The organism is Helicobacter apodemus (genome assembly GCF_003097575.1).
GTDB classification, from domain to species: Bacteria; Campylobacterota; Campylobacteria; order Campylobacterales; family Helicobacteraceae; genus Helicobacter_D; species Helicobacter_D apodemus.
In genome coordinates this window covers 1,743,186-1,767,600 of record NZ_CP021886.1, presented here as the reverse complement: position 1 = coordinate 1,767,600, position 24,415 = coordinate 1,743,186, and the positions used below count along the sequence as shown (strand labels likewise).

The 24,415-nt window shown below is 33.5% G+C and carries 26 protein-coding genes and 1 pseudogene; 22 read left to right on the top strand and 5 right to left on the bottom strand.

The genetic code is table 11. The annotated features are described in order from the left end of the window. The first annotated feature begins 248 nt into the window (after nt 1–248). The 4 genes from CDV25_RS08770 (at nt 249) to CDV25_RS08755 (ending at nt 3,658) form a co-directional block, all read left to right on the top strand. Nucleotides 249–1,409 (top strand): trans-sulfuration enzyme family protein, encoded by a 1,161-nt coding sequence (locus CDV25_RS08770; protein ID WP_108911613.1) that lies wholly within the window; start codon nt 249–251, stop codon nt 1,407–1,409. An 8-nt stretch (nt 1,410–1,417) separates the two neighbouring features. After that, on the top strand, nt 1,418–2,212 hold the full coding sequence (locus CDV25_RS08765) for a transporter substrate-binding domain-containing protein (RefSeq protein WP_239056356.1): 795 nt from the start codon (nt 1,418–1,420) through the stop codon (nt 2,210–2,212). Beyond that, nucleotides 2,212–2,862, top strand: a complete 651-nt coding sequence (locus CDV25_RS08760) for an amino acid ABC transporter permease (protein ID WP_239056355.1) — start codon at nt 2,212–2,214, stop codon at nt 2,860–2,862. Before CDV25_RS08765 ends, CDV25_RS08760 begins: the two co-directional genes overlap by 1 nt. 61 nt (nt 2,863–2,923) lie before the next feature. Further along, nucleotides 2,924–3,658 (top strand): amino acid ABC transporter ATP-binding protein, encoded by a 735-nt coding sequence (locus tag CDV25_RS08755; protein ID WP_108911611.1) that lies wholly within the window; start codon nt 2,924–2,926, stop codon nt 3,656–3,658. Here the strand turns inward: CDV25_RS08755 and CDV25_RS08750 are convergent. Then, a complete protein-coding gene (locus tag CDV25_RS08750) occupies nt 3,651–4,115 on the bottom strand; it encodes a DMT family transporter (protein WP_108911610.1) in 465 nt (154 codons plus the stop codon). The genes CDV25_RS08755 and CDV25_RS08750 overlap by 8 nt on opposite strands. A 350-nt stretch (nt 4,116–4,465) precedes the next feature. Here CDV25_RS08750 and CDV25_RS08745 point away from each other — a divergent pair, with 350 nt between their 5' ends. From CDV25_RS08745 to CDV25_RS08735, 3 genes are all read left to right on the top strand, one after another. Further along, a complete protein-coding gene (locus CDV25_RS08745; protein WP_108911609.1) occupies nt 4,466–5,059 on the top strand; it encodes a YqcI/YcgG family protein in 594 nt (197 codons plus the stop codon). Further along, nucleotides 5,052–5,720 (top strand): LysE family translocator, encoded by a 669-nt coding sequence (locus tag CDV25_RS08740; RefSeq protein ID WP_108911608.1) that lies wholly within the window; start codon nt 5,052–5,054, stop codon nt 5,718–5,720. Before CDV25_RS08745 ends, CDV25_RS08740 begins: the two co-directional genes overlap by 8 nt. Nucleotides 5,721–5,925: 205 nt before the next feature. After that, nucleotides 5,926–6,420 (top strand): NAD(P)H-dependent oxidoreductase, encoded by a 495-nt coding sequence (locus CDV25_RS08735; protein WP_108911607.1) that lies wholly within the window; start codon nt 5,926–5,928, stop codon nt 6,418–6,420. A gap of 105 nt (nt 6,421–6,525) precedes the next feature. Here CDV25_RS08735 and CDV25_RS08730 read toward each other — a convergent pair whose 3' ends face one another. From CDV25_RS08730 to CDV25_RS08720, 3 genes are all read right to left on the bottom strand, one after another. Beyond that, nucleotides 6,526–7,695 (bottom strand): SLAC1 family transporter, encoded by a 1,170-nt coding sequence (locus tag CDV25_RS08730; protein WP_108911606.1) that lies wholly within the window; start codon nt 7,693–7,695, stop codon nt 6,526–6,528. 167 nt (nt 7,696–7,862) lie between these two features. Continuing rightward, nucleotides 7,863–8,513, bottom strand: coding sequence for a LysE family translocator (locus CDV25_RS08725; protein ID WP_162550491.1), 651 nt, complete (start codon nt 8,511–8,513; stop codon nt 7,863–7,865). A 275-nt stretch (nt 8,514–8,788) separates the two neighbouring features. After that, nucleotides 8,789–9,304 carry a DinB family protein gene (locus CDV25_RS08720; RefSeq protein ID WP_108911604.1) on the bottom strand — a complete coding sequence of 172 codons (516 nt, stop codon included), beginning with the start codon at nt 9,302–9,304 and terminating at the stop codon, nt 8,789–8,791. 194 nt (nt 9,305–9,498) lie between these two features. Between CDV25_RS08720 and rrpB the strand changes: the two genes are divergently transcribed. From rrpB to CDV25_RS08695, 5 genes are all read left to right on the top strand, one after another. Further along, nucleotides 9,499–9,831, top strand: coding sequence for a MarR family transcription factor RrpB (rrpB, locus tag CDV25_RS08715; RefSeq protein WP_108911603.1), 333 nt, complete (start codon nt 9,499–9,501; stop codon nt 9,829–9,831). Nucleotides 9,832–9,907: 76 nt separating this feature from the next. Next, nucleotides 9,908–10,456 carry a restriction endonuclease subunit S gene (locus CDV25_RS08710; protein WP_162550489.1) on the top strand — a complete coding sequence of 183 codons (549 nt, stop codon included), beginning with the start codon at nt 9,908–9,910 and terminating at the stop codon, nt 10,454–10,456. Nucleotides 10,457–10,628: 172 nt separating this feature from the next. Then, nucleotides 10,629–11,090 (top strand): hypothetical protein, encoded by a 462-nt coding sequence (locus CDV25_RS08705; RefSeq protein WP_108911601.1) that lies wholly within the window; start codon nt 10,629–10,631, stop codon nt 11,088–11,090. Then, nucleotides 11,054–11,536 (top strand): ImmA/IrrE family metallo-endopeptidase, encoded by a 483-nt coding sequence (locus CDV25_RS08700; protein WP_108911600.1) that lies wholly within the window; start codon nt 11,054–11,056, stop codon nt 11,534–11,536. Before CDV25_RS08705 ends, CDV25_RS08700 begins: the two co-directional genes overlap by 37 nt. Before the next feature lie 78 nt (nt 11,537–11,614). Then, nucleotides 11,615–11,902 (top strand): hypothetical protein, encoded by a 288-nt coding sequence (locus CDV25_RS08695; RefSeq protein WP_108911599.1) that lies wholly within the window; start codon nt 11,615–11,617, stop codon nt 11,900–11,902. A 98-nt stretch (nt 11,903–12,000) separates the two neighbouring features. Here CDV25_RS08695 and CDV25_RS08690 read toward each other — a convergent pair whose 3' ends face one another. Continuing rightward, nucleotides 12,001–12,492, bottom strand: coding sequence for a restriction endonuclease subunit S (locus tag CDV25_RS08690; RefSeq protein ID WP_162550488.1), 492 nt, complete (start codon nt 12,490–12,492; stop codon nt 12,001–12,003). 254 nt (nt 12,493–12,746) lie between these two features. On the opposite strand from CDV25_RS08690, the gene CDV25_RS08685 reads away from it, so the two are divergent. From CDV25_RS08685 to CDV25_RS08640, 10 genes and pseudogenes are all read left to right on the top strand, one after another. Next, the gene (locus tag CDV25_RS08685) at nt 12,747–15,596 is read left to right on the top strand and encodes a type I restriction endonuclease subunit R (protein ID WP_108911597.1); all 2,850 of its coding nucleotides are present in this window, start codon (nt 12,747–12,749) and stop codon (nt 15,594–15,596) included. 109 nt (nt 15,597–15,705) lie between these two features. Continuing rightward, nucleotides 15,706–16,929 (top strand): AAA family ATPase, encoded by a 1,224-nt coding sequence (locus tag CDV25_RS08680; RefSeq protein ID WP_108911596.1) that lies wholly within the window; start codon nt 15,706–15,708, stop codon nt 16,927–16,929. Nucleotides 16,930–16,938: 9 nt separating this feature from the next. Further along, nucleotides 16,939–17,592 carry an RloB family protein gene (locus CDV25_RS08675; protein ID WP_108911595.1) on the top strand — a complete coding sequence of 218 codons (654 nt, stop codon included), beginning with the start codon at nt 16,939–16,941 and terminating at the stop codon, nt 17,590–17,592. Nucleotides 17,593–17,621: 29 nt separating this feature from the next. After that, complete coding sequence (locus tag CDV25_RS08670) at nt 17,622–18,569, top strand: HamA C-terminal domain-containing protein (RefSeq protein WP_108911594.1); 948 nt, start codon at nt 17,622–17,624, stop codon at nt 18,567–18,569. Beyond that, complete coding sequence (locus CDV25_RS08665; protein ID WP_108911593.1) at nt 18,566–20,638, top strand: DEAD/DEAH box helicase; 2,073 nt, start codon at nt 18,566–18,568, stop codon at nt 20,636–20,638. Before CDV25_RS08670 ends, CDV25_RS08665 begins: the two co-directional genes overlap by 4 nt. Nucleotides 20,639–20,649: 11 nt before the next feature. Continuing rightward, nucleotides 20,650–21,198: pseudogene (locus CDV25_RS10645) on the top strand (restriction endonuclease subunit S); the annotation flags it as partial. A gap of 27 nt (nt 21,199–21,225) precedes the next feature. Next, nucleotides 21,226–21,930 carry a restriction endonuclease subunit S gene (locus tag CDV25_RS10640; protein ID WP_239056449.1) on the top strand — a complete coding sequence of 235 codons (705 nt, stop codon included), beginning with the start codon at nt 21,226–21,228 and terminating at the stop codon, nt 21,928–21,930. A 145-nt stretch (nt 21,931–22,075) separates the two neighbouring features. After that, nucleotides 22,076–22,303 (top strand): ribbon-helix-helix protein, CopG family, encoded by a 228-nt coding sequence (locus tag CDV25_RS08650; RefSeq protein WP_034361444.1) that lies wholly within the window; start codon nt 22,076–22,078, stop codon nt 22,301–22,303. Then, nucleotides 22,303–22,560 (top strand): type II toxin-antitoxin system RelE family toxin, encoded by a 258-nt coding sequence (locus CDV25_RS08645; protein WP_108911592.1) that lies wholly within the window; start codon nt 22,303–22,305, stop codon nt 22,558–22,560. Before CDV25_RS08650 ends, CDV25_RS08645 begins: the two co-directional genes overlap by 1 nt. 44 nt (nt 22,561–22,604) lie before the next feature. Then, complete coding sequence (locus tag CDV25_RS08640) at nt 22,605–24,044, top strand: type I restriction-modification system subunit M (protein WP_108911868.1); 1,440 nt, start codon at nt 22,605–22,607, stop codon at nt 24,042–24,044. Nucleotides 24,045–24,415: the final 371 nt, after the last annotated feature.

Here is a 24,415-nt window from a genome sequence, read left to right as displayed (position 1 = left end):
TTTGAGCTTAACATATTGCGTTTTAAGCTGTAATAATTTTGTTATTTTTTCTTTCGTTTTTTCTATAAAAGTAACATTTGGATTATTGAGGTTTTATCTTAAACTACCAATAAAGTAAATTTGTCTCACTTTTAAGAAAATAGAGTCTTTTTAAGGAGTATTTTAGGGTGTATCTTTAGATAAAAGCCTTTTTAAAAGAAATAATAGTAGAATTTTATTAAAGTTAAATTTATTAAGAAAGGAAGATTATGAAGTTTAGCACAAAAGCCGTATTTGTTGCTGAAGAGCCTAATTTAAGTGGTAAAACCTCAAGTGATGTTATAAGCTCTATCCATCTAGCAAGCACCTTTGCAAAACCAGATTTTGAAAATACTATTAAGGGGTTTGGATATTCTAGATTAACCAATCCTACGCGGGAAGTTGTAGAGAGCAAGTTAGCGGCTTTAGAGAATGCAAAATATGCGATTTGTTATGCAAGCGGTCAGGCAGCTGAATGCGTTAGTTTGTTAAGTTTCTTAAAGTCTGATGATGAAATTCTTTGTTTTGATGATATTTATGGGGGGACAAGGCGACTTTTAAGTAAAGTGTTTAATCATTTTAATATTAAAGTCAAATACCTTGATATGACAAAACTAGAAAATATAGAATCTAACATCACAAGTAACACTAAAATGATTTGGTTAGAATCCCCAACAAATCCGCTTTTGCAGCTTTGTGATATAAAAGCTATTTGTGCAATAGCTAAGAGGCATAATATCTTAACTGTAGTGGATAATACCTTTGCTACACCTTATTTACAAAGACCCTTAGATTTAGGTGCTGATGTTGTTCTGCATAGTATGACAAAATATATTAATGGACATAGTGATAGTGTAGGGGGAGCGGTTGTTTTAAACGATGATTCTTTATATGAACAATTGCGTTTTGTTTCTAATTCTACGGGTATGATTCTTGCTCCTTTTGATTCTTATTTACACGCTAGGGGGTTAAAAACTTTAGCATTAAGAATGGAGAGGCATTGTAGTAATGCTTTAGAAATCGCACGATTTTTAGAATCTCATAATAAGATAGAAAAGGTGATTTATCCAGGACTCCCCTCACATCCCCAACACGAACTTGCAAAAGAGCAAATGAATGGTTTATTTGGCGGTGTTGTGAGTGTTTATTTAAAAGCAGAATATCAACAAGTGCAAGTTTTTGCTAAAAACCTTAAACATTTTATTTTAGCGGAGAGTTTAGGAGGGGCAGAAAGTCTCTTTGGAAGTCCTTATTATATGAGCCACGGAAGTGTTGATGAGGAAGTTAAAAAGGCATTAAATATTACTAAGAATCTACTGCGATTATCTATTGGATTAGAAGATGTAGAGGATTTAAAAGACGCATTAAGCAATGCCTTAGATAAAATATAGGAGAGATGATGAAAAGAGTGCTTTTAATAGCTATTATGCCTTTAATCTTGGTTATAGGTTGTAGCACAGAGAGTATAAAAGATGAGCAGTTGCAAAATGTTACTAAGGTTAAAGTAGGAAGCGAGGGAGCTTATAAGCCTTTTAGCTATGTGGATAAAGAGGGTAAAGTTACAGGATATGATGTAGAAGTGTTAAGAGTGTTAGAAAAGATTGATCCCACTTTGTCTTTTGAATTTAATTATGCCCCTTGGAGTGCTTTATTTTTAGGATTAGATTCTGGTAGATTTGATATGTTGGCTAATCAAATTGTTAAAACACCAGAGAGAGAAGAGCGGTATTTATTTAATAATCAAAATTATTTTGTTTCAACCTCACAGTTTATTACTAGGGAGGATGAGGATGCTATCAATTCCCCAAAGGATTTTAAGGGTAAAATTGCTGGATGTGTGGTTGGTTCGGTGCATACAAAAATTTTAGAAGAATGGAATAAAGAGAATGGAGGTGTTTTGGAAATACGCTATTATAAGGATTTAAGCCCTCTTTTGCAGGATTTAGTCAATAAACGTATTGATGTGCATTTAAACGATCCTGCTAGTATTGCAGATATTATTAAAGAGCAGAATTTGAAGTTAAAAATTTTAGATGGCAGGATACAAGAAAGTAATGTTTATTTTATTTTTAGGAATGAGGAAAAGTCTAAAAATATTATAGAGAAAATTGATGCTGCCTTAGAGAAAGCCAAAGAGAAAGGAGAGATTCGTGAGCTTTCTATCAAGTTTTTTGGTGTTGATCAAAGCCAATAATGCAGCTTTTTGATTTTGAATATGCTCTAAGTGCAGTTCCAGCTATCGCTAAGGGAGTTCCTTTGTCCCTTGCTATAGCAGTTGTAGGATTTATCTTAGGCTCTATTTTTGGATTAGTGTTAAGCCTTATTAGGATTTATAAAATCCCTTTTTTCTATCAAGTAGCTACATTGTATATTTCATTTTTTCGTGGGATTCCTGTATTGGTGCAGATATTTTTAGCCTATTATGGGATTCCTCTTGTGCTAAGGTATTTTAATCAAAAATATGGGCTAAACATTGACATTTCTAATATCGGTGCAATTTATTTTATGTATCTTGTGTATTCCCTCTATTGTTCTGCTTATTTGAGTGAGATATTTCGTAGTGCGATTTTAAGTATTGATAAGGGGCAATTAGAAGCAAGTTATAGCGTAGGTTTAACGACTATTCAAGCTTTGTATTTAATTATCTTACCCCAAGGTTTATTAGTGGCTTTGCCAAATATTTTAAATTTTTTTATTTTATTGATTAAAGAAACCTCTTTGGTTTTTGCAGCCTCTGTGCCAGAAATTATGGGTCTTGCTACACTTGAAGCTGATAGAAGTTCTAAGTTTTTAGAAGTGTATATTATTGCCGCTTTGTTTTATTGGGGATTAGTAGTATTTTAGAGGAGATTTTTACACTCTTAGAGAGGAGAGTAAGAAAATATAAAAAGATTGTAGGTGCTAAATGATAGAAATACTACATTTAAAGAAAAGTTTTCAAACACAGAGGGTTTTAGAGGATATTTGTTTAAAAATTGAAAAAAACAAAGTTTATGCCCTACTTGGTCCAAGTGGAAGCGGTAAAAGCACCCTGTTAAGATGTATTAATTTGCTTGAAAGCCCAGATAGCGGGATAATGAAAATGCAGGATTTAGTCATTGATTTTGCAAAGATTCATAAAGGAGACTTACAAAAGGTGCGTAAAAAGGTTGGAATGGTTTTTCAAAATTATAATTTGTTTGCCAATAAAACCGCTTTAGAAAACATTACGCAATCTCTTATTAGTGTGCATAAGTATAGTAAAGTCGAGGCTAATAAAATAGGCTTTAAGTATTTAGATATGGTAGGATTAAGGGAGAGGGCGGAGTATTATCCAAGTATGTTAAGTGGAGGGCAGCAGCAACGAATAGGGATTGCTAGAGCCTTAGCTTTTAATCCCGAGATATTGCTTTTTGATGAGCCTACTAGTTCCTTAGATCCAGAGCTTGTTGAAGAGGTTTTAAATGTTATAAAGATGATTAAGGATAAGACGATGATTCTTGTAACACACGAGCTAAATTTTGCTAGAAAGATTGCTAATGAAGTGATATTTATGAGTGAGGGAAAGATATTAGAGCAATCCCCTCCAGAAACCTTTTTTAATGCACCTAAAACACATAGAGCAAAACTATTTTTACAGAAATTTAATAATGCTATATGAAATTTAATTTAAGCTCTTTAGAAAAGAAAACACAAAGCCCAATGATGATAATGCCTAAACCTAGTATTTTTTGTAATGTAATAGGTTTGGCGACTAGCCCAAAAGCTCCTATATTATCCAAAATAACACTCATTAAAAGCTGTCCTACAAGGGCTAGTAAAAACATATTAATTAACCCAATTTTAGGGGCAAGTAAAATCGTCCCAAAGACAAAAAATGCCCCCAAGACACCCCCTAAGAGTTTCCATAAATTTTGTATAGAGAGTGTTTTAAGGGCAAAGAGATTCAAAGAGCCTTGCAAATAAGCAATAATTAAAAGACAAATAGAGCCTATAATAAATGAGGTTAGTGCAGCATTAATGGGGGAGTTTTCTAAAACCTTTGCTAAAGAGGCATTAATAGGGGCTTGCATAGCAATAGCTATCCCCATACAAAAGGCGATAATATAATAGAGCATAGACTTCCTTTTAAACAATAAGTAAGAAAATTATAGCAAAGTCATTAAGCAAGTTGCGTTACTAGCATAAATCTCTAAGATTAGGAGGTAATTTTAAAAGGAAGTTAAAGATTTACTCAAAGCTAAGGGGTTTGCAAAATCTAACTTTTATGGCTTGTAATCTTTTTGTATATAAAGGGTTTGTGTTATAAACTTCAATGTGATAGGGTGTTTCATTAGAAAGTTTATGTTTTATTCAAGGTATTAAATAGCTAATCCCTACCCAAAGAATTTTAAAAGCTTAAACATTAATTAAAGTTTTGTTGATTATTATCTAAAACTTATTTGAATTACTAAAGTAAGGGAGGGATATGGAGTTTAGAATCTTAAAAGCACAAAATACTAAAATATCTCAAAATTGGGAACAAGAAGCCTTGAAGGGATTTGAAAATAATATGCAAAATCCAGAGTTTCCTTGTATTTTCGCACTTAAAGCCTATAAACTTCAAGGTATCTTATTTTTGTTTGTCCCTATTTGCCAACCCAAAACATTCATAAAAGGTATGAGGGAATACACAGAATTTGTAAAAATTACTCCCATTGATAAAAGACTCTATAATCCTTTGGTGGTATTTTTTCAAAACTCCTTTACTAGCCTTTTTAAAGAGCAAACTTTTGCGTGGCAACAACTTCAATTTCTACATAATAACGATACCAAAAAATGGCTAGAGCATATTCCTGCAGATCCAAATGATTCTATGTGGAGTTTTTGTTTTAATGCAGTGGAATTATTTTTTAATATAAGCTGCCCTCATCATCAAGTTTTTAAAAATAGGAATTTAGGGGATTTTATTACATTTGTAGTAAATCCTAGAGAAAATTTTGATAATGTGGCTAAGGGGGATAAAAAGCAAACATTTTTACAATGCCCTTTAAAAGTTTTCAAAAAGAGTTTTAATGCTTGAAGTTTTATTTGCCTATATCTTAGCGGTCTTTTTGCTTATCGCTACTCCTGGTCCTGTGGTTGCACTTGTTTTGCGTAATGCTTCACTTTATGGGTTTAAAGTAGCACTGTTTACGAGTATAGGGACAAATTTCGCTTCGCTAATTTTAATAACCCTTGCTATTGCTGTGATTTTGGGCGTCTTTCAAGTTTCCCCTTTTGTGTTATCTCTACTTAGCCTTTTAGGCTGTGTATTTATCTTTTATTTAGGGGCTAGCTCCCTTTATCAAACTTTTAAAAGCCATCAAAACAAATCCTCTCAAGATTTAAATACACAAGAAAAATTTGGTAAAAATACTCTTAAAAAAACCTTTATTTCTAGCTTTTTAGAGGGTTTTGGCATCGCTATTAGTAACCCCAAAGACATTATATTTTTTATGGCATTTTTTCCACAATTTATTCACATAAGCCCTTCTATTACTCTAAGCTTAAGCCTATTGGTTGCAATATGGATTCTCCTTGATTTTTCTATCCTTATGAGTTATGCCATTCTTATGCAAAAGGTTATTTTCTTGCGGTATAAGAATGGTATTGGGATTGTTAGTGATATTGTTTTGATGATTGTTGGGATATTTGGGGGTTATTATTTGTTGCAAGGCTTATATGAATCCTATTCTTTATAAGTGTAAGAAAAAATGCTTAATTTTTATAGATTAAGCCAGTTAGGGTTAATCTTTTATTTAAACTAAGCTCTCCTTAAGTATTAAGAGTATTCATAAATTACCTTTGTTATTGGCTTTAATACTAAGGATTCTAAGCTTCTTTAAACTATTAAATAGCTACAATCATAACTTCATTAATTTAAAAAATTTATCAATAAGGAATTTTATGCAAACACTTCTTATTTTTGCCCATACTTTTTGGGAGGATTCTAAGATCAATAAAGCCCTTTTAGAGGCTGCAAAATCTCTTGATAATCTCACAATCCATAATCTTAGCACAACCTATAAAGATAACAGCATTAATGTAGAATCTGAAATTACACTTTTACAAAAGGCTGATAAAATCATTTTTCAATTTCCACTTTTTTGGTTTAGCACACCCTCACTTATGAAAGAATGGGAAGATAGAGTGCTAACCGCTATTCTCTATAGCTCTAATCCTAAATTATTACAAGATAAAACTTTTAGCATTATTACCACAGCACACGGGGAAGAGTCAAGCTATGATGGTCATCATGGTTATGGTATTAATACACTTCTCTCTCCCATTAATCATACTTTTGCTTATTTAGGTGCTAAGATAGAAGAAGCCTTTTGTATTTTTAGTGCTAATGCGGATAATCTCCCTTTATCGGAATACCTTGCCAAACTAAAGGCTTAAAATTACCCAAAGATTCTCTAAGAATCTTTAGAAAGTCTAATTATTATATTCTTACCCCTTTTTTAATACAAAAAACTCTTGCAATCCTTAAAGACTTATTGACTTTTACGAGAGATTTTGCAATTCTCCTTTTAGTAGCCCAACTAATGTCCGCACAATAAGCCATATAAATACTAGTGTTGTAAAGATTAATAGGCTTGTTGAAAAAAATGAAAATATTGTTTCAATATTAATCAAGGGAGAAGTTAAGAGAGCAAAAGATTTTGGGAATTCTAAAATTTCTGTATTAATCCTTATGTTTGCGATACATATTGCCGCTAAAGGGAAGCTAATCGCCCACCAAGAGATTCTAAAAGGGCAACATTTTTTGATTTGGATAATTTGCGGCAATAAGGCAAAGAAAAGAAACAAACCAATTAAAAAGAGGATATAGGGTGTAGAATCCATTGCAAGAAATCCTAAAGAATTCTCTCCTAATGTAAGTGCTTGCATAGAAATAAAAACCATATATGCTCCAACACCAGCACCAAAAGGCGCAAGTAAAATAACTAAAGTAGGCATTAACTTATCAGGAAGCTTGGCAAAAAATACAATGCGTGCAAAGATAAGCGTGCAAAGCAAAATTGTAAAAGCAAAGCCCACTGCTAGGCAAAATATTGATATTAAAAACCCAACATCAGGCATTACATCAAATTGTGAAAAGAGCGGCAATGCAAGCGGTAAATCAAGTAATCCTACAACAGGGATAATCCAAGCAGGAGTTATATCAGATAATTCAAATTTGTGGCAAATCCAAAATTGAACAATATGCACACTAAAGATGAGCATTGATATTGCACCCATTATCCATATTATAAAGCTTATTATTTCAGGAATTTCAAGTCTTTGCAAAGTGAAGGGCAAAAGCAATAGAGTGATACAAATAGTGGCAAAAAATGGACGCGTTATAGGAGAGAGAAACTCTTGTTTGCAACTTTCAAAACTTGTAATGAGCTTTATGGTATAAGCGATACTTAACATAATAAAAACAACAATGGCTAGAAGCGCAAAAATAAGCGAAAGCATATCCGCAAAAGAAGGAGAGATAATAAAAGAGGGTTGGGGAATATAGGTTAAATTATGTTGAGAATCTGTGGAATAAAGTAAGCTAAAATTTGACATTGCATACCACGCTACACCCATTGCACTTAACCCCATACACGCACCAAAAAAGCTTACAGGTAGAGAGCTTAACTTTTTATTTGGAATTTCTTGCATTGGTTGTTCTTGTGGCATTGATATTCCTTTGATTAAACTTTAATATTGTTGTCGATTTGTATTATAAAATACAGATTATTAAGAGATAGTAAAAAATAAACCTGTCTTTAAACCTTTGCATAAATTAAGGAATCTTAGACTTTAGTCTTTGCCATAATATAACTTATTTAACTCTATTAAGGAAATTATAGGCTCAAAGAATGGAGTAAATAATAACCCCCAAATACTCCAACAAATATTAAAATAATATTACTCATAATCCCAATAATATTTTGGTATTTGAAAAAAATAGCTTTTTGCGTGAGTAAAACATAGCCAACAAGAATACCAACATCAAGGACGACCCATATAGTTACTAAAATGCTTAAGCTTAGAGTAATAGAATTAGTGATATGAATGAATTGTGGGAAAAACGCTACTAGGAATATAATATCTTTAGGGTTGCCAATAGCAAGTCCAAATCCTTCTAAAAAGCTAGAACTTAAGGTTTTTTTACAATTTTTTTCATTGAGTGGTGTAGGAATCTTAGAGGATAATTGGTTTTTATAACTTTTAAAGGTGTCATAAAGGGAACTAGCCCCTAAATAAAAGATAAATACACAGCCTAAAAGGCTAAGTAGGGATAATATAAGAGGAGAAACTTTTAATATACCTAAAATTATGGCAATAGCGGTTATTAGTAAGATTAAGGAGGCAAGATTTACCCCTATACTTGTAAAAAATCCTGTTTTAAATCCATAAAGTGAAGCATTGCGTATAATGAGTGCAATCACAGGACCTGGAGTTATGATGAGTAAGAAAACTGCTAGGGTATAAGTAAGTAAAAGCTCAATCATCAACATTCCTTGAAAAGGTGCTTAAAGGATATTGTAAAAACCTTGGGAAATTTGTTCCATTTTTGCTTTAAATGCTTTATAATAATCTATAAAGAAGCCATTTTAGGCTTTTATAAATTTTTAGAATATTTGTAGCACCTAAAAATTTCTATTCCATATTTGAACTTAGAAAATATGGAAAGATATAAAATTGCAGAAAATAAAAGTAATATTATTACATTGGTATTTTCAAAGGCAATCTCTACGAATTCCTTAATTGCAATCTATTTATAACGTTACATTCCAAGCATTCCATTAAAGTCATTTTCAATATTAAGTATATCCAGTGCTCCTGCAATCTGTCCGCGATGATGGGTTGCGTGGTTTAAAAGTGCTAAGATAAAGAATCCGCGAGGCTTTTTAAACTCCACACCAGGAAAGGTAAGTGTATCCACACTTTTAAAATCCTCAATAGATTCTATAAGCGTGATAATCTTGCTATCTACTTGACTTCGCAATCTCCCAAATGCCTCTATATCTTCATAAATTGCACTTTGCAATCTATGATCTGGATTAAGAGTTTGCAAAATTGCCTCCACTTCCTCTAAGGTTTTGGAAGAAAATGCTCTAAATCTTCCTAACATAATACCTATATCACTACAGAGAATATGCTCTGCTGTTTGCATTATACTGCCATAATATAATCCACAATCCTTATAAAGTAATTCTTTTGAAGCTTTTTTAAAAATTGCAATCATATTAGCATTAGCAAACTGATTGTATTGTGCTTGAAGTAATAAAGCCTCTTTCATTATATCTCCTTTAAATCTTAAAATGTGAATAGGGAATTTCAACTTTGTAATTTTATAGAACTTGGTATTAAAAAGCAAGTAAGATATTTTTTATCATATAGTATTATTTTTAATACTATTATGGTATATAGGGATATACTTATGTTATAATTTTTGAAAATTTTAGAATATCAAGAATGAGTAAGGAGGTAAAAATGAATGTATATATTTCACCTTGTCCAATCGAGACTACTTTAAATCTCATTGGCAATAAATGGAAAATCATCATTGTGCGGGATTTACTTAATGGAACGAAGCGATTTGGTGAGCTTAAAAAATCTGTAAGTGTAACAAAAAATCAAAATATCTCTCAAAAAGTGCTTACACAAAACCTCCGAGAGCTAGAAGAGGCAAAGATTATAAAGCGTAAAATCTATGCAGAAGTGCCTCCACGTGTGGAATATAGCCTTACGACCTTAGGAAAAAGCCTAGATGTAGTGTTACACTCCTTAGAAACTTGGGGAGAACATTATAAAAAGAAGTATTGAAAAGAGCAATTTTCAATACAAAGACAATGCTTCCACCCCACCCTTTCCTATTCCTCCTTCTTGGGTGTGGGTGAGATTGGGGGATATAGTAGAAATAGTAAGCGGAGAGCCAATAATACCGATAAATTTTGATTTGCAAAATAATCAGTGTGCTAGGGGTTTGGGGGATTGTAAGGGGGATAAGGGGAACGCTTCGCAAGTAGAGCCACTTGTCCCCCTTACAAAAAATAAAGACTTGCCTATTTTAGATGTTAAATACCTAAGAAACGGAGGTGATAAAAGTCTAACTAATGGTGGGAATATGGTTTCTGCTAACGATAGATTAATTTTAATGGATGGAGAAAATTCTGGCGAAATTTTTGTCGCTAAAGAAGATGGATTTTTAGGAAGCACACTAAAAAAACTTGATTTTTCTGCAATAGCAAAAGTTGAATTTATGGATTATATTTTACTTTGCTACAAAGATTTTTTTAAAGGCAATAAAAAGGGAGTTGCGATTCCACATTTAGATAGAAATTTGTTTTTAAACTTAGAAATCCCCCTCCCGCCTCTAGCGGAGCAAAAAGAAATCGTCCAAACCCTTGATACACTTTTTGCACTTACTAAAGGTTTAAGCGTGAAGTGAAATTTATTTTCTAATTCATTATATTTTGATACAATCTAAAATATTTTTATTAGTGTAGGCAAAATGGCAAAAGCAGTTCAAATAAGTATCAATCCACAACGATTAGAGTATTTGCTTAAGCTCTTTAATCTCTCAAAACAAGATTTACAAAAGGCTATTCAAAAAAATTGACTTGAGTAAGCCATTAAACAAAACAACACTAAAAGCCATTGATACTATCTTTCAAGTGGGCTTAGATTTCTATACCAATCCCTCTCCTTTAAATACAAAAGAATCAAGTATTTTGTTTAGGAAAGATAATCTTAAAGAGAATTTAGAGATTGGAGATAAGCAGTTTATCACTCAATATGAAAAAGAAATTAATTATATTAGTGGGTTGGCAAAGCTCGGAGATTTTTCATTTACTGCACGTAAGCTTAAAAGTTTTGCATTACAAGATTCCCCACTTGAAGTTGCTAAGCAAATGCAGTTTTTGCTCCCTACAAAAAAGCTATCTGATAAACAATTTTTAGAATCTTTTATTGATAATCTTGCAGAGCAAAACATTCTAGTTTTGGAAAATATAGAATCCCATAATAAAAAATACAAAAGCAACTTATGCGGATTTTTATCAAATCAAATGCTATTATGCTAAAGCAGCAGGGACGAAAAAGGGAAATTTTTACTTTAGCACACGAATTGGGGCATTATCTTTTAAATAACGAAAATATTGATGAAAATATCTTTATACAAAACCCAAATAGTGAGGAGGTTTGGTGCAATCAATTCGCCTTTGCTTTGTTGCTTGGCGAAAGTTTAGATGAGCTAAAAAATATCCCCTCAAATGCAATAAACCTTGAAAATAAAGCAATACAAGAATTATCAGTAAAAAAACATATTAGCAGACTTGCCTTGTTTTACCACTTTGCTAACACCAATAAAATACAATGGACAAAATACAAACAGCTCAAAGAAGATTTGCAAAATGAATATAACCAAAAAAACAAGAAAATAAAAAGAATCAAGAGAATAAGAAATTTAAACCGCCTATTCCTGTCCTCTCACCTTTACAAAAAGATATTTTTATTAATGCGTTTTTAGAGGGAGTAGTTAGTGAATACATAATATGCACTCATTTTAAAAGATATATCAAAAATGACAATTTAGAGAGATTTATCTATGAATAAAATTCTGTTTGATACAAGCTCTTTAATTGCTTTTGTGAGATATTATCTACCCTTTGATAAAAAGGGGGAATTACAAAGATTTTTAAGTGAGGGCTTCAATCAAAAAGAATTTTTATTAATCAAAGAAGTAGAGAATGAATGTAAAAGTGTTTCGCAAGGATTAGTATTTGAAAATTTTTTAAAACCTCATAATCTTATAGCAACACCATTTAATGAAATAATCACAGATAAACTACATAGAGAAGTGGATAATAATTTTATAATTTCATATGCGAAATAAAAGAAATAAGATGTCTCAATTTAACAGGGTTCATTCACGAAAAATTAGAGCCATCTTTTAACATTACATATAAGGATAGGCTACAAATTTGATAAGTATTACTCACATTTTAAACCCTTAGTGAGTGTAAAGAGTGTATCTAAAGTATGGGTGATATATTCTTGTTCTTTTAGAGGAGGTAGAGGGATTGAAAGGTTTTCAAAAAGTGTTTTATTTATAATTGGGATTACAGTTCCTGTGGAATTTTTTTGCATTAAAATTTGAAAATATTGACTATTGATAGAATAATAAAGCATTCTAAAATAAATGCAACTATAAGGAGCAATAATATTGATTTGTTGGTTACAAGTGCATTCTCTATCAACTATACAAGATTTGCCAATTCCTCCAATACAAGCTACAAGGATAGAATTTGGTTGAATCTTTCTTGCTTCTTGTAAGCCTATTTGGGATAATCCTTTATTGTCGTAACAAACATTCCCCATATCATCAATATCACCTGGTCCCAAAAATGGGATAAAACTACCAAAATTATCTATTTTAGTAGTTTTTGGTGTTGTTCCTGTAAAAATTCCCCTATGTCGCTCCAAGATTTTAAATAAGGATTTATATGTGCTTGTTTTTGCATTATATCCTTTTGACTTGCAAGGCTAGAAGTTGCTAAAAATACCACTGCAAACAAGATTGTTAAAAAATAATGCTTATTCTTTATGGGAACTCCTTTTAGCTCTATTATACTTGCGTTTCTTGAATGGTATTTTACCAAGAAATAGTTACGATTCCTTGCACATAACTTTTAAGTTTATTGTAAAATGCGATAAGGCAAAGAGAAAAAGGATAAGGTTTGGAACAAGATTTAAAGCCAGAGCAAAAAGCAAGAAAAGAGATTGATAAGCTTTTATCGCTAGCGGGATTTGAGTTAAGAGATTTTAAGGATTGCACTTTAGGGGATTCTACATCCAATGCAGCACACAATCTCGCCATAAAAGAATTTATCCTAGAAAATGGCACAAGGGCGGATTATATGCTTTTTGTCGCGGGCAAAGCGTGTGGAGTGATAGAGGCAAAAAAATTTTCTTTGTCTCTAAGCGGGGCGGAAAATCAAGCTAAAAATTATACTCATACTCTCCCAGCACATATTCCCTCTTATCAAGGTATGTTACCCTTTGTTTATATGAGCAATGCGAGTGAAATTTATTTCACAGATTTACGCGAACCAAGCCCACGCGCAAGAAGGATTTTTGCCTTTCACACACCAAAAGAGATTTTGGATAAGCTTAGCTTCGATTCTTTGCGTGATAGAATCCGACAAATCCCGCCACTAAGCAACCAAGATTCTAAAAAGCTAAGAGATTGTCAAAAAGAAGCCATAGAGGGCTTAGAAAAATCTTTGAAACAAAACAAACAAAGAGCCTTAATCCAAATGGCAACCGGTGCGGGTAAAACCTTTACCGCTTGTAATTTTGCCTATCGCCTCCTAAGCATAGCAAAGGCAAAGCGCATTTTGTTTCTTGTGGATAGGAACAATCTTGGCAAACAAGCAAAAAAAGAATTTGACAATTTCAGCCCAAGCCCAGATAAGCGGCATTTTAGCGAGATTTATAATGTGGTGCATTTAGAGACAAATCACATTCCCAAAGAATCTAAAATTGTGATTACGACAATTCAGCGGCTGTATTCCATTTTGTGCGGAGAGAGTGAGTTTGATAGCGCAAACGAGGAACACTCCGCCTTTGAAAATGAGGATAAAGAGACAAAAGAAGTTACCTATAATCCCCAAATTGGCATTGATACCTTTGATTTTATCGTCATTGATGAATGTCACCGCAGCATTTATGGGCTGTGGCGACAGGTGCTAGAGTATTTTGACGCGTTTCTTATCGGGCTTAGTGCGACACCCTCTAAGCATACTTTAGGATTTTTTGCCCAAAATATTGTGGCGCAATATGACTTAGAAAAATCCATTCTTGATAAAGTCAATGTGAGCTATGAAATCTTTAGGATTAAAACCCAAATTAGCGAGCAAGGAAGCATTATTGAAGCAAATGCAGAATTTCAAGTGCCATTCCGCGATAAAGACACGCGAAAAATCAGCTATGAGAGCTTAGAAGAGGATTTAGAATACTCCAAAGCAGATTTAGACCGCTCCGTGCTTGTTCCTAGCCAAATCCGCACGATTTTAGAGACTTATAAAAACAAAGTTTTTACCGAGCTTTTCCCTGAAAGAGAGCCTATCCCCTTGCCTAAAACTTTGATTTTTGCCAAAGATGATAATCACGCAGAGGAAATCGTGCGCCTCGCGCGAGAAGTGTTTAATGCAGACAATGAGTTTGCACAAAAAATTACCTACAACATCGGCAATCAAAACCCACAAGAACTTATCAACGCTTTTAGGCATTCCAAAAAGTTTAGAATCGCAGTTACGGTGGATATGATAGCCACAGGCACAGACATTAAACCCTTAGAAGTGCTGATTTTTATGCGTGATGTCAAATCGGCGAGTTATTATGCGCAAATGGTTGGGCGCGGGGTGCGTAGTATCCATAATGACGATTTAAGGGCGGTTACGCCAAACGCGGATTGCAAGACGCGTTTTTATGTGATTGACGCGGTGGGCGTGAGTGAATCTCAAAAGATTGATTCACGCCCCTTAGAGCGCAGGAAACGCTTAAGCTTAAAAGAGCTTTTGCAACAGGTGCGCGAGGGTTTGGAAAAAGGAGAATATGACAAAGACACCCTCTTAAGCCTTGCTTCAAGGCTTACGCGCTTAGAGTTAAGCTTAAGCAAGGAGGATAATGCGCGTTTGCAAGAGCTTAATTGCGGCAAAAGCCTTTGCGCACTTGCAAAAGAGATTTTAGCATTTGCGGATTCTTTGCATTGCAAATCTTGTCATTCTGTGCCTAATCTCTCTTGTCATTCCGAGCTTTTTCCTTGTCATTCTGAATCTCCTCTTTGTCATTCTGAGGGCAAAGCCCGAAGAATCTCAACGGGCGAAGAATCTAGCCTTAAAGAAAAACCGCAAAGCAACCCGCTAGAGATTTTCACAAACGATACATTTTGCAAATTGCTTTTAGAGTTGGCAAAAAAGAGCAAAATCTATATTGATGAAACCTCGCAAGATTCTGTGCTTAGTGCAGAATTTGACACGCAAAAGGCACAGAATCTCATCGCGCAATTTAATGAATTTATTTTGCAGCATAGAGATGAAATCGCCGCCCTAAGTATTCTCTACTCGCAAAATTACAAAAACCGCCACCTCACTTATGAGGTGATTGCAGAGTTAGCACATAAGCTAAAGCAAGATTCTATGGATATTCCAAGCCTATGGAATGCGTATAAACTGCGTGATAAGGGCAAAGTGAGTAAGAATCCTAGCAAAAACCTAACCAACCTTATCTCCCTTGTGCGTTACGCACTTAAAATGGATATAGAGTTGCAAGATTTTGCGATTGGGGCGAATGCGCGTTATAATCTGTGGCGTGGGCGATGTAAGAAAAGGGGCATTACATTTAGCCCCGAGCAAGAGGAGTTTTTGGAGCTTATCAAAGAATACATTATCGCAAATGGCTATGCGGAAATTAAGGATATTCAAGAGATTTGCGCGGACTTGGGCGGGATTTATAGAGCAAAAGCGATTTTTAAGGATTCTTTGCCTGGTCTTGTAGAGGAACTAAGCTTGGCATTGGTGGGGTAAAAATCCATATAAATATTATTTTAGATGTAAAATTTACAATTTTTTAACAAATTATTGATTTAAAATAGTATATAATATAAATTTATATCATTTTATAAGGTAATTTTAAGTGTTGATTGAATTAAAAATGAAAAATTGCTTCTCCATACAAGAGGAGCAGGTTTTAAGTCTTGTTGCAAGTAATGATAAACAACTTAAAGGAAATACTTTTCAAGCAGATAATCTTACTTTGCTTAAGAGTGTGGCAATTTATGGAGCAAATGCGGCGGGAAAGTCTAATATTATTAAAATTATAGATGTTATTAAAGCAATAGTATTACAAAGTGCTACGATGCAAAGAGGCACAGAGTTTCCTTTAATGCCCTTTTTGCTTGGAAGAGATAAAGAGAAGCCATCAGAATTTGAAGTATCTTTTATAGCAGAAAATGTGAAATATAGATATGGATTCACCGCTACGCGAAAAAAGATTTTAGAGGAATGGCTCTTTGCCTATCCTAATGGCAGAATGCAACAATGGTTTTTAAGGGCGTATGATACAAAGAATGATAAATATAAGTATGAGTTTGGCTCAAAGTTTTTGGGTGAAAAAAAGCTGTGGGAAAACTCTACAAGAGAAAATGCACTCTTTTTATCTACCGCAATTCAGCTTAATAGTAAGCAGCTTAGACCCGTTTTTGATTGGTTTCTTGGTAAGTTTAATATGAGTTCTATCTCTGGTTTAGGTGATTTTATTAATATTCTTAAGCAAAATCCACAGGAAATATCAAAATATTTAAAAGCGGTAGATTTTGATATTGAAAATTTAATTCTTAAAGAAGAGGAGGCAAACACACAAGAGGTCTCTTGGGATTTGTTTAATGAAACAATAAGTATAGATTCTAGCGGTAAGGCAAAAAAATCAAGGGTTAAAGCCGTGCATTTAAACCAACAAGGACAACCTATTGAATTTGATATGGTATTAGAATCCGATGGGACAAAAAAGTTTTTTGAATTTTTGGGTGTTATTATTAACACTTTGCAAAATGGTAAAATTTTGATTATAGATGAACTGCATAATCACCTCCACCCTTTAATGACAAAGTTTATTATCAATCTTTTTCATAATGAAAATATCAACAAAAACAATGCCCAACTGATTTTTACCACACACGAAACATCTATTTTGGATAAAGATATTTTTAGAAAAGACCAAATTTATTTTTGTGAGAAACAAAACAAAGCAACGAAGCTTTATGCTATGAGTGATTTTAAAGGCTTAAGAGAGAATATAGACTTTGAGAAATCCTATCTTTTAGGACGTTTTGGTGCTTTGCCAAATTTGGGACAAATTTAAAGGATTCCAATGGGAACAGATGATTTGTTGAAGAAGCGTAAAGCTGGAGCGCAAGAGTCCCACAAAAGAAATACCAAAAATTTATCGCCTAAACAAGTTATTTTAATCGTTTACGAGGGAGAAAAAACAGAGAAAAATTATTTTGAAACTCTCAAAAAACAGCTCAACCTTACAAATGCAAATATCATCATTGACCCAGATTCTAACCCCTCACCAAGTAGCGTTGTGAAATATGCAAAACAAAAATTAAAACAAAATCCCAATGAATACGATGCAATCTATTGTGTCTTTGACAGAGATAGGCACAGAGATTTTAATAAGGCGTTAAATATGGTAAAAAATACGATAATTCAAACGATTGTTTCAGACCCTTGCTTTGAATTTTGGATTTTGTTGCATTTTAACAAAACAAAAAAGATTTTTGGGATAAGTGGAGGCAGCCCCTGCAAAGAAGTGCAAGAGGAAAAAGCATTTAGGAAAAATGTGAAAAATTATGCTAAAGATTATGATTTTAAAGAAATCATAACACAACACCTAGAAACCGCCATCAACTATGCTAAAGAAATCAATAGCCAAAATGAAGCACAAAGGCAAACTCCTTATACGCAAGTGGTGGTTTTGGTAGAGAAGTTACGAGAGTTAGCAGGGGACAAGAAAGGTTAAACTTGGCATTGGTGGGGTAGGAGGAAAAAATGGACAATTATACTTTTACAAAATATAGAGACAAGGATAAGGTAGATTTTGAGGTTTTGATTGATGAGCGGCTTATAAATACTTCAGCAAATCACGCTATGCTATCTCTTGTTAATGATTTTGAGAGCAATCAATGGAGGAGCAAGAAATTTAGGAATTTTATTATAAATAATCTAAAAGAAGTTGCCTTAAATAAAAAAGAAAGAGATGCGTTGAGTGGAAATGAAGGCGATATATTAGAAAGAGCTATTTCTAAAATGCACATTGATAACTCAGGAGGTGAAATTGGAGAAGTTTTTTTATATGGTATTATGAAAAACTATTACAATGCTTTACCAGTTGTTCCAAAAATATTCTACAAACAAAACCCTAATGATAACGCAAAAGGTGCAGATAGTGTTCATATAACCTTAGAAGAATTAGAAGAAAATGCTTATCATATATGGCTTGGAGAATCAAAAATTTATAATGATATAACAGGCTCTATTAATGAAGCGGTAAAATCTGTGTATGAACTTTTGGCTACTGATAAATTAAAAAAGGAAAAATCTTTAATAATGAATTTGAATGATATTGAGGATTATTTAAGTGATGTTGATGATTCAAAGAAGCCTTTAATGATAGAGCTAAAAAAGACACTTAATGATAGAACTTCACTAGATGAGATGAAAAAAATCTTGCATATACCTATTTCTATTATTTATGAGTGCGAAATGACAAAACAGCATTTACAAAACCCTTCAGTTTGTCTTAATGATAATTATAAAAATTTAATTATTGAATTCCATAAGAAACAATGCGGTAATTTATCGCAAAAGATTATTAGCAAACTTAATGATATACCTTTGATTGAATATATTAAATTTCATATTATAATTTTTCCAATTCATAATAAAGAAGAATTAGTAGCACAAATCAATAAAATTTTTGAGGCACATAGACAATGATGACTAACGAACAAATTTTTGATGAATGCAAAAAAATCTACACGCTTGATGAAAAAGAAAAAGCCAATGAGCTTTTTAGATTACTTGATAAAATTGGCGATAAACAAGCTTATCCCCCTGTATTAAACCACTTAATTAGAGAGGTTGGAATATATCCTTATATTAATCAAGATACAGCCATATTTTCAGATAGGCTCGTGTGCGAATGTTTCAAGACTGATGTAGGAGAGAATGAACCAAAGATATTGCATAGAGAACAATCAAGGATTTTAAAACAATTATTGGAGGGGAAAAATCTAATTCTTTCAGCTCCTACAAGTTTTGGAAAAAGCTTTATTATTGACGCACTCATCGCCATTAAAAAACCAAGCAATATTTTAATTATCGTTCCAACTATTTCGCTTATGGACGAGACAAGAAGAAGATTAACGCTAAAATTTGGTGGTAAATATCATATTATTACAACTAGCGGTTCTGAATTACAAAATAAAAATATTTTTATTTTTCCGCAAGAAAGGGCTTTAGAATATTTTGAGAATCTTAGAGAAAAAAGCTTGGATTTATTTATAGTAGATGAGTTTTATAAAATATCATCAAAGTATGATAAAGATAGGTCTTCTATATTACAACATACTATATTGAAATACTCAAAAATTGTTTCACAAAAATATTATTTATGCCCCAATATTGATGAAATAAGTCAGCAAAATATTTTTTCTGAGGATATGGAATTTATTCCAATTTCTAATAATACGGTATTTATTGATATTTTTCAAAGTTATAAGGAAAACGATTTTAATAAAAGTTCAAAATTATTTGAAGTGCTTAGTCAAAATTTTAAAACACTCATTTATACAAAAAGCCAAAATGAAATAAAAAATGTATGTGGTGAAATAATGAGTTTAAAAGAAAATAAAGTAATACCTAAAAAATTGCTAGATTTTTCTAAATGGCTATTAAATCATTATGGAGAATTTTATTTAGTAGAAGCATTAAAAAGATTTACAGGTATTCATCATGGCAAACTTCATAGATGCCTTTCTCAGATTCAAGTTAAACTATTTGAAGAAGAAGATGGATTGAAAACGATTATATCAACTTCATCATTGATAGAGGGTATCAATATTCCAGCAAAGAACCTTGTTTTATGGAATAAATTAAAAGGCAACACAAAGCTTGATAGCTTTACTTATAGAAATATCATAGGGAGAAGTGGAAGAATGTTTAAATATTTCGTAGGGAATGTTTATTTGTTTGAAGAGCCACCAAGTCAAGATAGGGAAGTGTTGGAAATAGAAGTCCAAGTAGATTCTATGCTAACAGATGAAGAAATAGGGCAAGAGCTTCCAAATGATAAACAAGAAGAAATCAAATCTTTCAAAGAAAAAATGATTAACCTTATGGGAAAGGAGCAGTATAATAAACTAAGAAAATTATCAAAATTAAAAAATAAAAAAGAAACTATAATCAAACTTGTAGAACTACTCAAGAGTAAAGATTTTGATATAAATGCTTTTAAATATCTTTTAAACGATGAACCAACACAATGGGGGCTTTTGGCTAAAATGGCAAAAATACCCATTTTTCATATTCAAAATGTACAAAATCCTAATATGGTGGAATTAATCAAAAAATTATCATTAAATTGGAATAAAGATATACCTTATCTACTTAACGAGATGAGTATTTCATTAGATGATTTTTTTCAAGTGGAAAACCATATTTCTTTTAAGGTTTCCTCGTTATTTGCTGATATGAATATCCTAGCTCAAGCATTATTTTCTACTGCTGCAGATATTTCTCCATTTGTAAGCAAACTTTCTAACGCATTTCTTCCCTCTGTTGTCTATACCTTAGAAGAATTCGGTTTGCCAAGAATGTTATCAAAGAAATTGCACAAATATAACTTTATTGACTTTGAAAATAATGATTTAAAGATTGATGAAGCTTTAAAAACATTTAAAAAATCAAGCGTTGAAAAAATAATAAATTTGTTTAAAACCCACAATGATTTTGACGCTTTTGATGAGTATATATTAAAATATTTTTATGATGGATTGGGAAAATAATGATAAACAATATTCCAAAAGATTGGGAAGTTAAAATGCTTGGGGAAGTATGCGAAAGTATTTCTGCTGGTGGAGATAAACCAAATAATATTACTGCAATAAAAACGCAAGAAAATAAAATACCGATATATGCTAATGGGATTTCAAACGATGGATTGCTTGGATATACTGATACAGCAACCATTAAAAAACCTGCTGTTACGATTTCAGCAAGGGGAACAATAGGGTTTGTGTGCGTAAGATATGAGCCTTATTTTCCTGTCGTTAGGTTGATTTCAGCTATACCAAATGAAAATATATTAAATTTAGAATTTTTAAGATATACGCTTGAATTTTTTATCCCAAAGGGCGAAGGTTCTAGTATTCCTCAATTAACGATTCCGACATTCAAGCAAATCAAAATCCCCCTCCCACCTCTTGAGGTGCAAAAAGCCATAGTGAAAAAGCTAGAAAATGCCTTTGCACACATTGATGAGGCGGTGCGTCATCTTAGGGCGGTTCAAACAAACATTCCGCGCCTTAAATCCTCTTTGCTCCACTGCGCCTTTAGCGGCAAACTCACAGAATCTCAAAATCAATCAAATGAAGTGCAAACCTTAAAAAGCGTTGTCGGGGTGGAGGGAGAGTTTGAGAGGGAGGAGGGAGCGACTTCGCCATTCAAGCCCCTCCACCCTCTCATAAGGGAAGGAATTCCACAAGGTTGGGAAGTTAAAACACTCGGGGAGATAGGTAAGGTTGTTTCTGGTGGCACTCCCTCCACAAGCAATAAAGATAATTTTGATGGAGAAATTGCTTGGATTACACCCGCAGACTTATCAGGTTATAAAGAAAAATATATTTCAAAGGGAAAAAGAAATCTTAGCGAACAAGGTTTAAAAAACTCATCGGCTAGACTTTTGCCTCCAAATTCTATTCTTTTTTCATCAAGAGCACCTATTGGGTATGTTGCGATTGCCTCAAATTCTTTATGCACAAATCAAGGGTTTAAGAATTTAATCCCTAATAACAATGTGAGCAGTGAATATATTTATTATTTTTTATTGCATTCTAAAAGATTGGCAGAAAGTGTCGCAAGTGGGACAACCTTTAAAGAAATTTCCGCTACAAATTTTTCAAAACTCCCTATCCCTCTCCCACCCCTTGCAACCCAAAATCAAATCGTGCAGATTTTAGAATCCAAATTTGCGCATTTGGAGAAGTTGGCGCAGTTTGTGAATGAGAGCCTAGAAAATCTCCAAAAACTCAAATCCTTGCTCCTAAACCAAGCCTTTAAGGGTGAGTTGATATGTTAAGATTCCACTTGATTTTTAACAGAATGTAAGGATATGTTAAAAAAATGAGAGAAAATTAACATATTGTGGAAAGAAACTAAAACATTGATAAAGATTTAAGGAATCTGTATCTATAATTGTAGATACAAAAGCAGAGGAGAGAGATATGAAAAGTGCGATTAATATAAGGCTTGATAAGGATTTGATACAAACGCTTGATTATACTGCAAAGGAAATGAATCTCACGCGCACCGCTTTGATAGAACGAGCAATTATCGCATATCAAGACAGAATGGACGAAATGATAAGTGATAAAGTCATAGATGAGATTAAAGAGGGAAAAAGAAAAACAATACCCTATGATGAGTTTAAAAAGCAATTAGGTTGGGATTAATGTATCGTTTGGAAATTGCTGATTATGCAAAAAGTATTATTGCTAAGCAAAATCCAAAAAACCAAAGGCTTTTGCAATCAAAACTTGAGGATTTAGAGCAGGGTAATTTTAGTGGAGATAAAGCCCTCAAAGGTCGCCATAAGGGTAAGTTTAGAAAGAGAGCAGGGGATTTTAGAATTATTTATCTTAAAAGTGAAGAAGTATTGCTTGTTTGTGTAATCCATATAGGACATAGAAAGGATATTTATAAGGATTAAAGAGGCTATGAAAATGTGTAATCAAAATGCGGGAGAGGGCAAAAATGAGTGAAAAAGCGATTGTCGCGAAAGTGTGGAATTTCGCAACGATTTTGCGCGATAGTGGCGTGAGTTATACCGAGTATGTCGCGCAGTTAAGTTATTTGCTGTTTTTGAAAATGGAAAGTGAGCGGGAGAGTATCGGAGAGAGTAGCAAAATCCCCGCAAACTGCAAATGGGAGCGGCTCATAAACCTAGATGGGCTAGAGCTAGAGAGCGCGTATAATGCCGCACTCGCGCAACTTGCAAAGAGTGAGGGCGTGATAGGGCTTATCTACAATGACGCGCAAAACAAAATCAAAGAACCCGCGAATCTCAAAAAGCTTTTTGTGCTTATGGATAGTGAGACTTGGCTAGGTTTGAATGTAGATATAAAAGGCACGATTTATGAGGGACTGCTTGCCAAAAACGCCACAGAAACCAAAGCGGGAGCGGGGCAGTATTTCACTCCTCGTGTGCTAATAGATTCTATCGTGGGGCTAATGGAGCTAAAGCCCAATATGGAGGTATGCGACCCTGCGTGTGGGACGGGTGGATTCTTGTTAAGTGCGTATGAGGCGATGAAAGCACAGACAAAGGACAAAGAGGAACTCAAACGCTTGCGAAATGAGAGGCTTTATGGCAAGGACATCACTCCCTTAGTGGCGTCTTTGTGTGCGATGAATCTGTATCTGCACGGAATCGGGGGCGAGGGAGGCATTATAGAAATCGGGGATTCTCTGAGTGAGTTAGGCAATCGGCGGTTTGATAGGGTGCTAACCAATCCGCCCTTTGGCAAGAAGTCGGCAACTAAGATTCTAGCCGAAAATGGCAAGGTGAAAAGCCAAAAGGACGAATACAACCGCGAGGATTTTTTCGCCACAACCTCTAATAAGCAGCTGAATTTCTTGCAACACATTATGAATCTTTTAAAAATCGGAGGCAAAGCGGCGGTGGTGCTACCCGATAATGTGCTTTTTGAAGCGGGAGCGGGGGAGAAGGTGCGCAAAAAACTCTTAGAGGATTTTAATCTGCATACGATTTTGCGGCTTCCTACTGGGATTTTTTACGCACAAGGCGTGAAAGCAAATGTGCTGTTTTTTGACAAAGTCGCAACAAGCGAGGATTCCACGCAAAGAGTATGGGTGTATGATATGCGTACAAATATGAATCTAAGCCTTGTAACAAGCCCTTTGAGTGCGGAACATTTGAGGGAGTTTGAGGCAAGTTTTTGCGTGGGGGCAATGGAAAATCGCAAGGAAAGTGAGCGATTCCGCACTTTTAGCATTGGGGAGATTAAGAAGCACGATAAGATGAATTTAGATATTTTTTGGTTAAAAGATGAGAGTTTAGAGGATTTGGAGAATCTACCAAGTCCAAAAGATTTAAGCGAGGAAATTTGCATAAGTCTTAAAAATGCACTTAAGGAAATGGAGGGTCTAAAGGTGGTAGAAAAGAATATATGAAGCTTAAAAGAGAGGAAAACCAACACATAAGCTGCAATCAGGCAATATATCCTTTTGCGATGGATTTGAACTGCGTTTATTAGAGTGGCTTTAATTAAATATATTGTTATTTACAAATATTTAAGCATATAAACTTGTGTATTGCTTTATATATTTATTTTTCATTTTGTTAAGAAGGTAAAATGGAATACGAATAGCTACAATTCAAAGCATAAATGCGATGGCTAGAATACCAAACAATAAAGGTAATAAATATAATTAGAAAGAATGTTATTGCCATTTATAATAACAAAATTATTTAGCAAGAATTTTATAATGTATTCTAAAAAAATATAGATATACCTAAGCCTAACTTATGAAATGTAGAGAAT

What these genes read in the sequence shown, in the direction of transcription:
- CDV25_RS08770 (WP_108911613.1), top strand. Translation starts at nt 249, where the DNA reads ATGAAGTTTAGCACAAAAGCCGTATTTGTTGCTGAAGAGCCTAATTTA.
- CDV25_RS08765 (WP_239056356.1), top strand. Translation starts at nt 1,418, where the DNA reads ATGAAAAGAGTGCTTTTAATAGCTATTATGCCTTTAATCTTGGTTATA.
- CDV25_RS08760 (WP_239056355.1), top strand. Translation starts at nt 2,212, where the DNA reads ATGCAGCTTTTTGATTTTGAATATGCTCTAAGTGCAGTTCCAGCTATC.
- CDV25_RS08755 (WP_108911611.1), top strand. Translation starts at nt 2,924, where the DNA reads ATGATAGAAATACTACATTTAAAGAAAAGTTTTCAAACACAGAGGGTT.
- CDV25_RS08750 (WP_108911610.1), bottom strand. Translation starts at nt 4,115, where the DNA reads ATGCTCTATTATATTATCGCCTTTTGTATGGGGATAGCTATTGCTATG.
- CDV25_RS08745 (WP_108911609.1), top strand. Translation starts at nt 4,466, where the DNA reads ATGGAGTTTAGAATCTTAAAAGCACAAAATACTAAAATATCTCAAAAT.
- CDV25_RS08740 (WP_108911608.1), top strand. Translation starts at nt 5,052, where the DNA reads ATGCTTGAAGTTTTATTTGCCTATATCTTAGCGGTCTTTTTGCTTATC.
- CDV25_RS08735 (WP_108911607.1), top strand. Translation starts at nt 5,926, where the DNA reads ATGCAAACACTTCTTATTTTTGCCCATACTTTTTGGGAGGATTCTAAG.
- CDV25_RS08730 (WP_108911606.1), bottom strand. Translation starts at nt 7,695, where the DNA reads ATGCCACAAGAACAACCAATGCAAGAAATTCCAAATAAAAAGTTAAGC.
- CDV25_RS08725 (WP_162550491.1), bottom strand. Translation starts at nt 8,513, where the DNA reads ATGATTGAGCTTTTACTTACTTATACCCTAGCAGTTTTCTTACTCATC.
- CDV25_RS08720 (WP_108911604.1), bottom strand. Translation starts at nt 9,304, where the DNA reads ATGAAAGAGGCTTTATTACTTCAAGCACAATACAATCAGTTTGCTAAT.
- rrpB (WP_108911603.1), top strand. Translation starts at nt 9,499, where the DNA reads ATGAATGTATATATTTCACCTTGTCCAATCGAGACTACTTTAAATCTC.
- CDV25_RS08700 (WP_108911600.1), top strand. Translation starts at nt 11,054, where the DNA reads ATGCGGATTTTTATCAAATCAAATGCTATTATGCTAAAGCAGCAGGGA.
- CDV25_RS08695 (WP_108911599.1), top strand. Translation starts at nt 11,615, where the DNA reads ATGAATAAAATTCTGTTTGATACAAGCTCTTTAATTGCTTTTGTGAGA.
- CDV25_RS08675 (WP_108911595.1), top strand. Translation starts at nt 16,939, where the DNA reads ATGGGAACAGATGATTTGTTGAAGAAGCGTAAAGCTGGAGCGCAAGAG.
- CDV25_RS08670 (WP_108911594.1), top strand. Translation starts at nt 17,622, where the DNA reads ATGGACAATTATACTTTTACAAAATATAGAGACAAGGATAAGGTAGAT.
- CDV25_RS08665 (WP_108911593.1), top strand. Translation starts at nt 18,566, where the DNA reads ATGATGACTAACGAACAAATTTTTGATGAATGCAAAAAAATCTACACG.
- CDV25_RS08650 (WP_034361444.1), top strand. Translation starts at nt 22,076, where the DNA reads ATGAAAAGTGCGATTAATATAAGGCTTGATAAGGATTTGATACAAACG.
- CDV25_RS08645 (WP_108911592.1), top strand. Translation starts at nt 22,303, where the DNA reads ATGTATCGTTTGGAAATTGCTGATTATGCAAAAAGTATTATTGCTAAG.
- CDV25_RS08640 (WP_108911868.1), top strand. Translation starts at nt 22,605, where the DNA reads ATGAGTGAAAAAGCGATTGTCGCGAAAGTGTGGAATTTCGCAACGATT.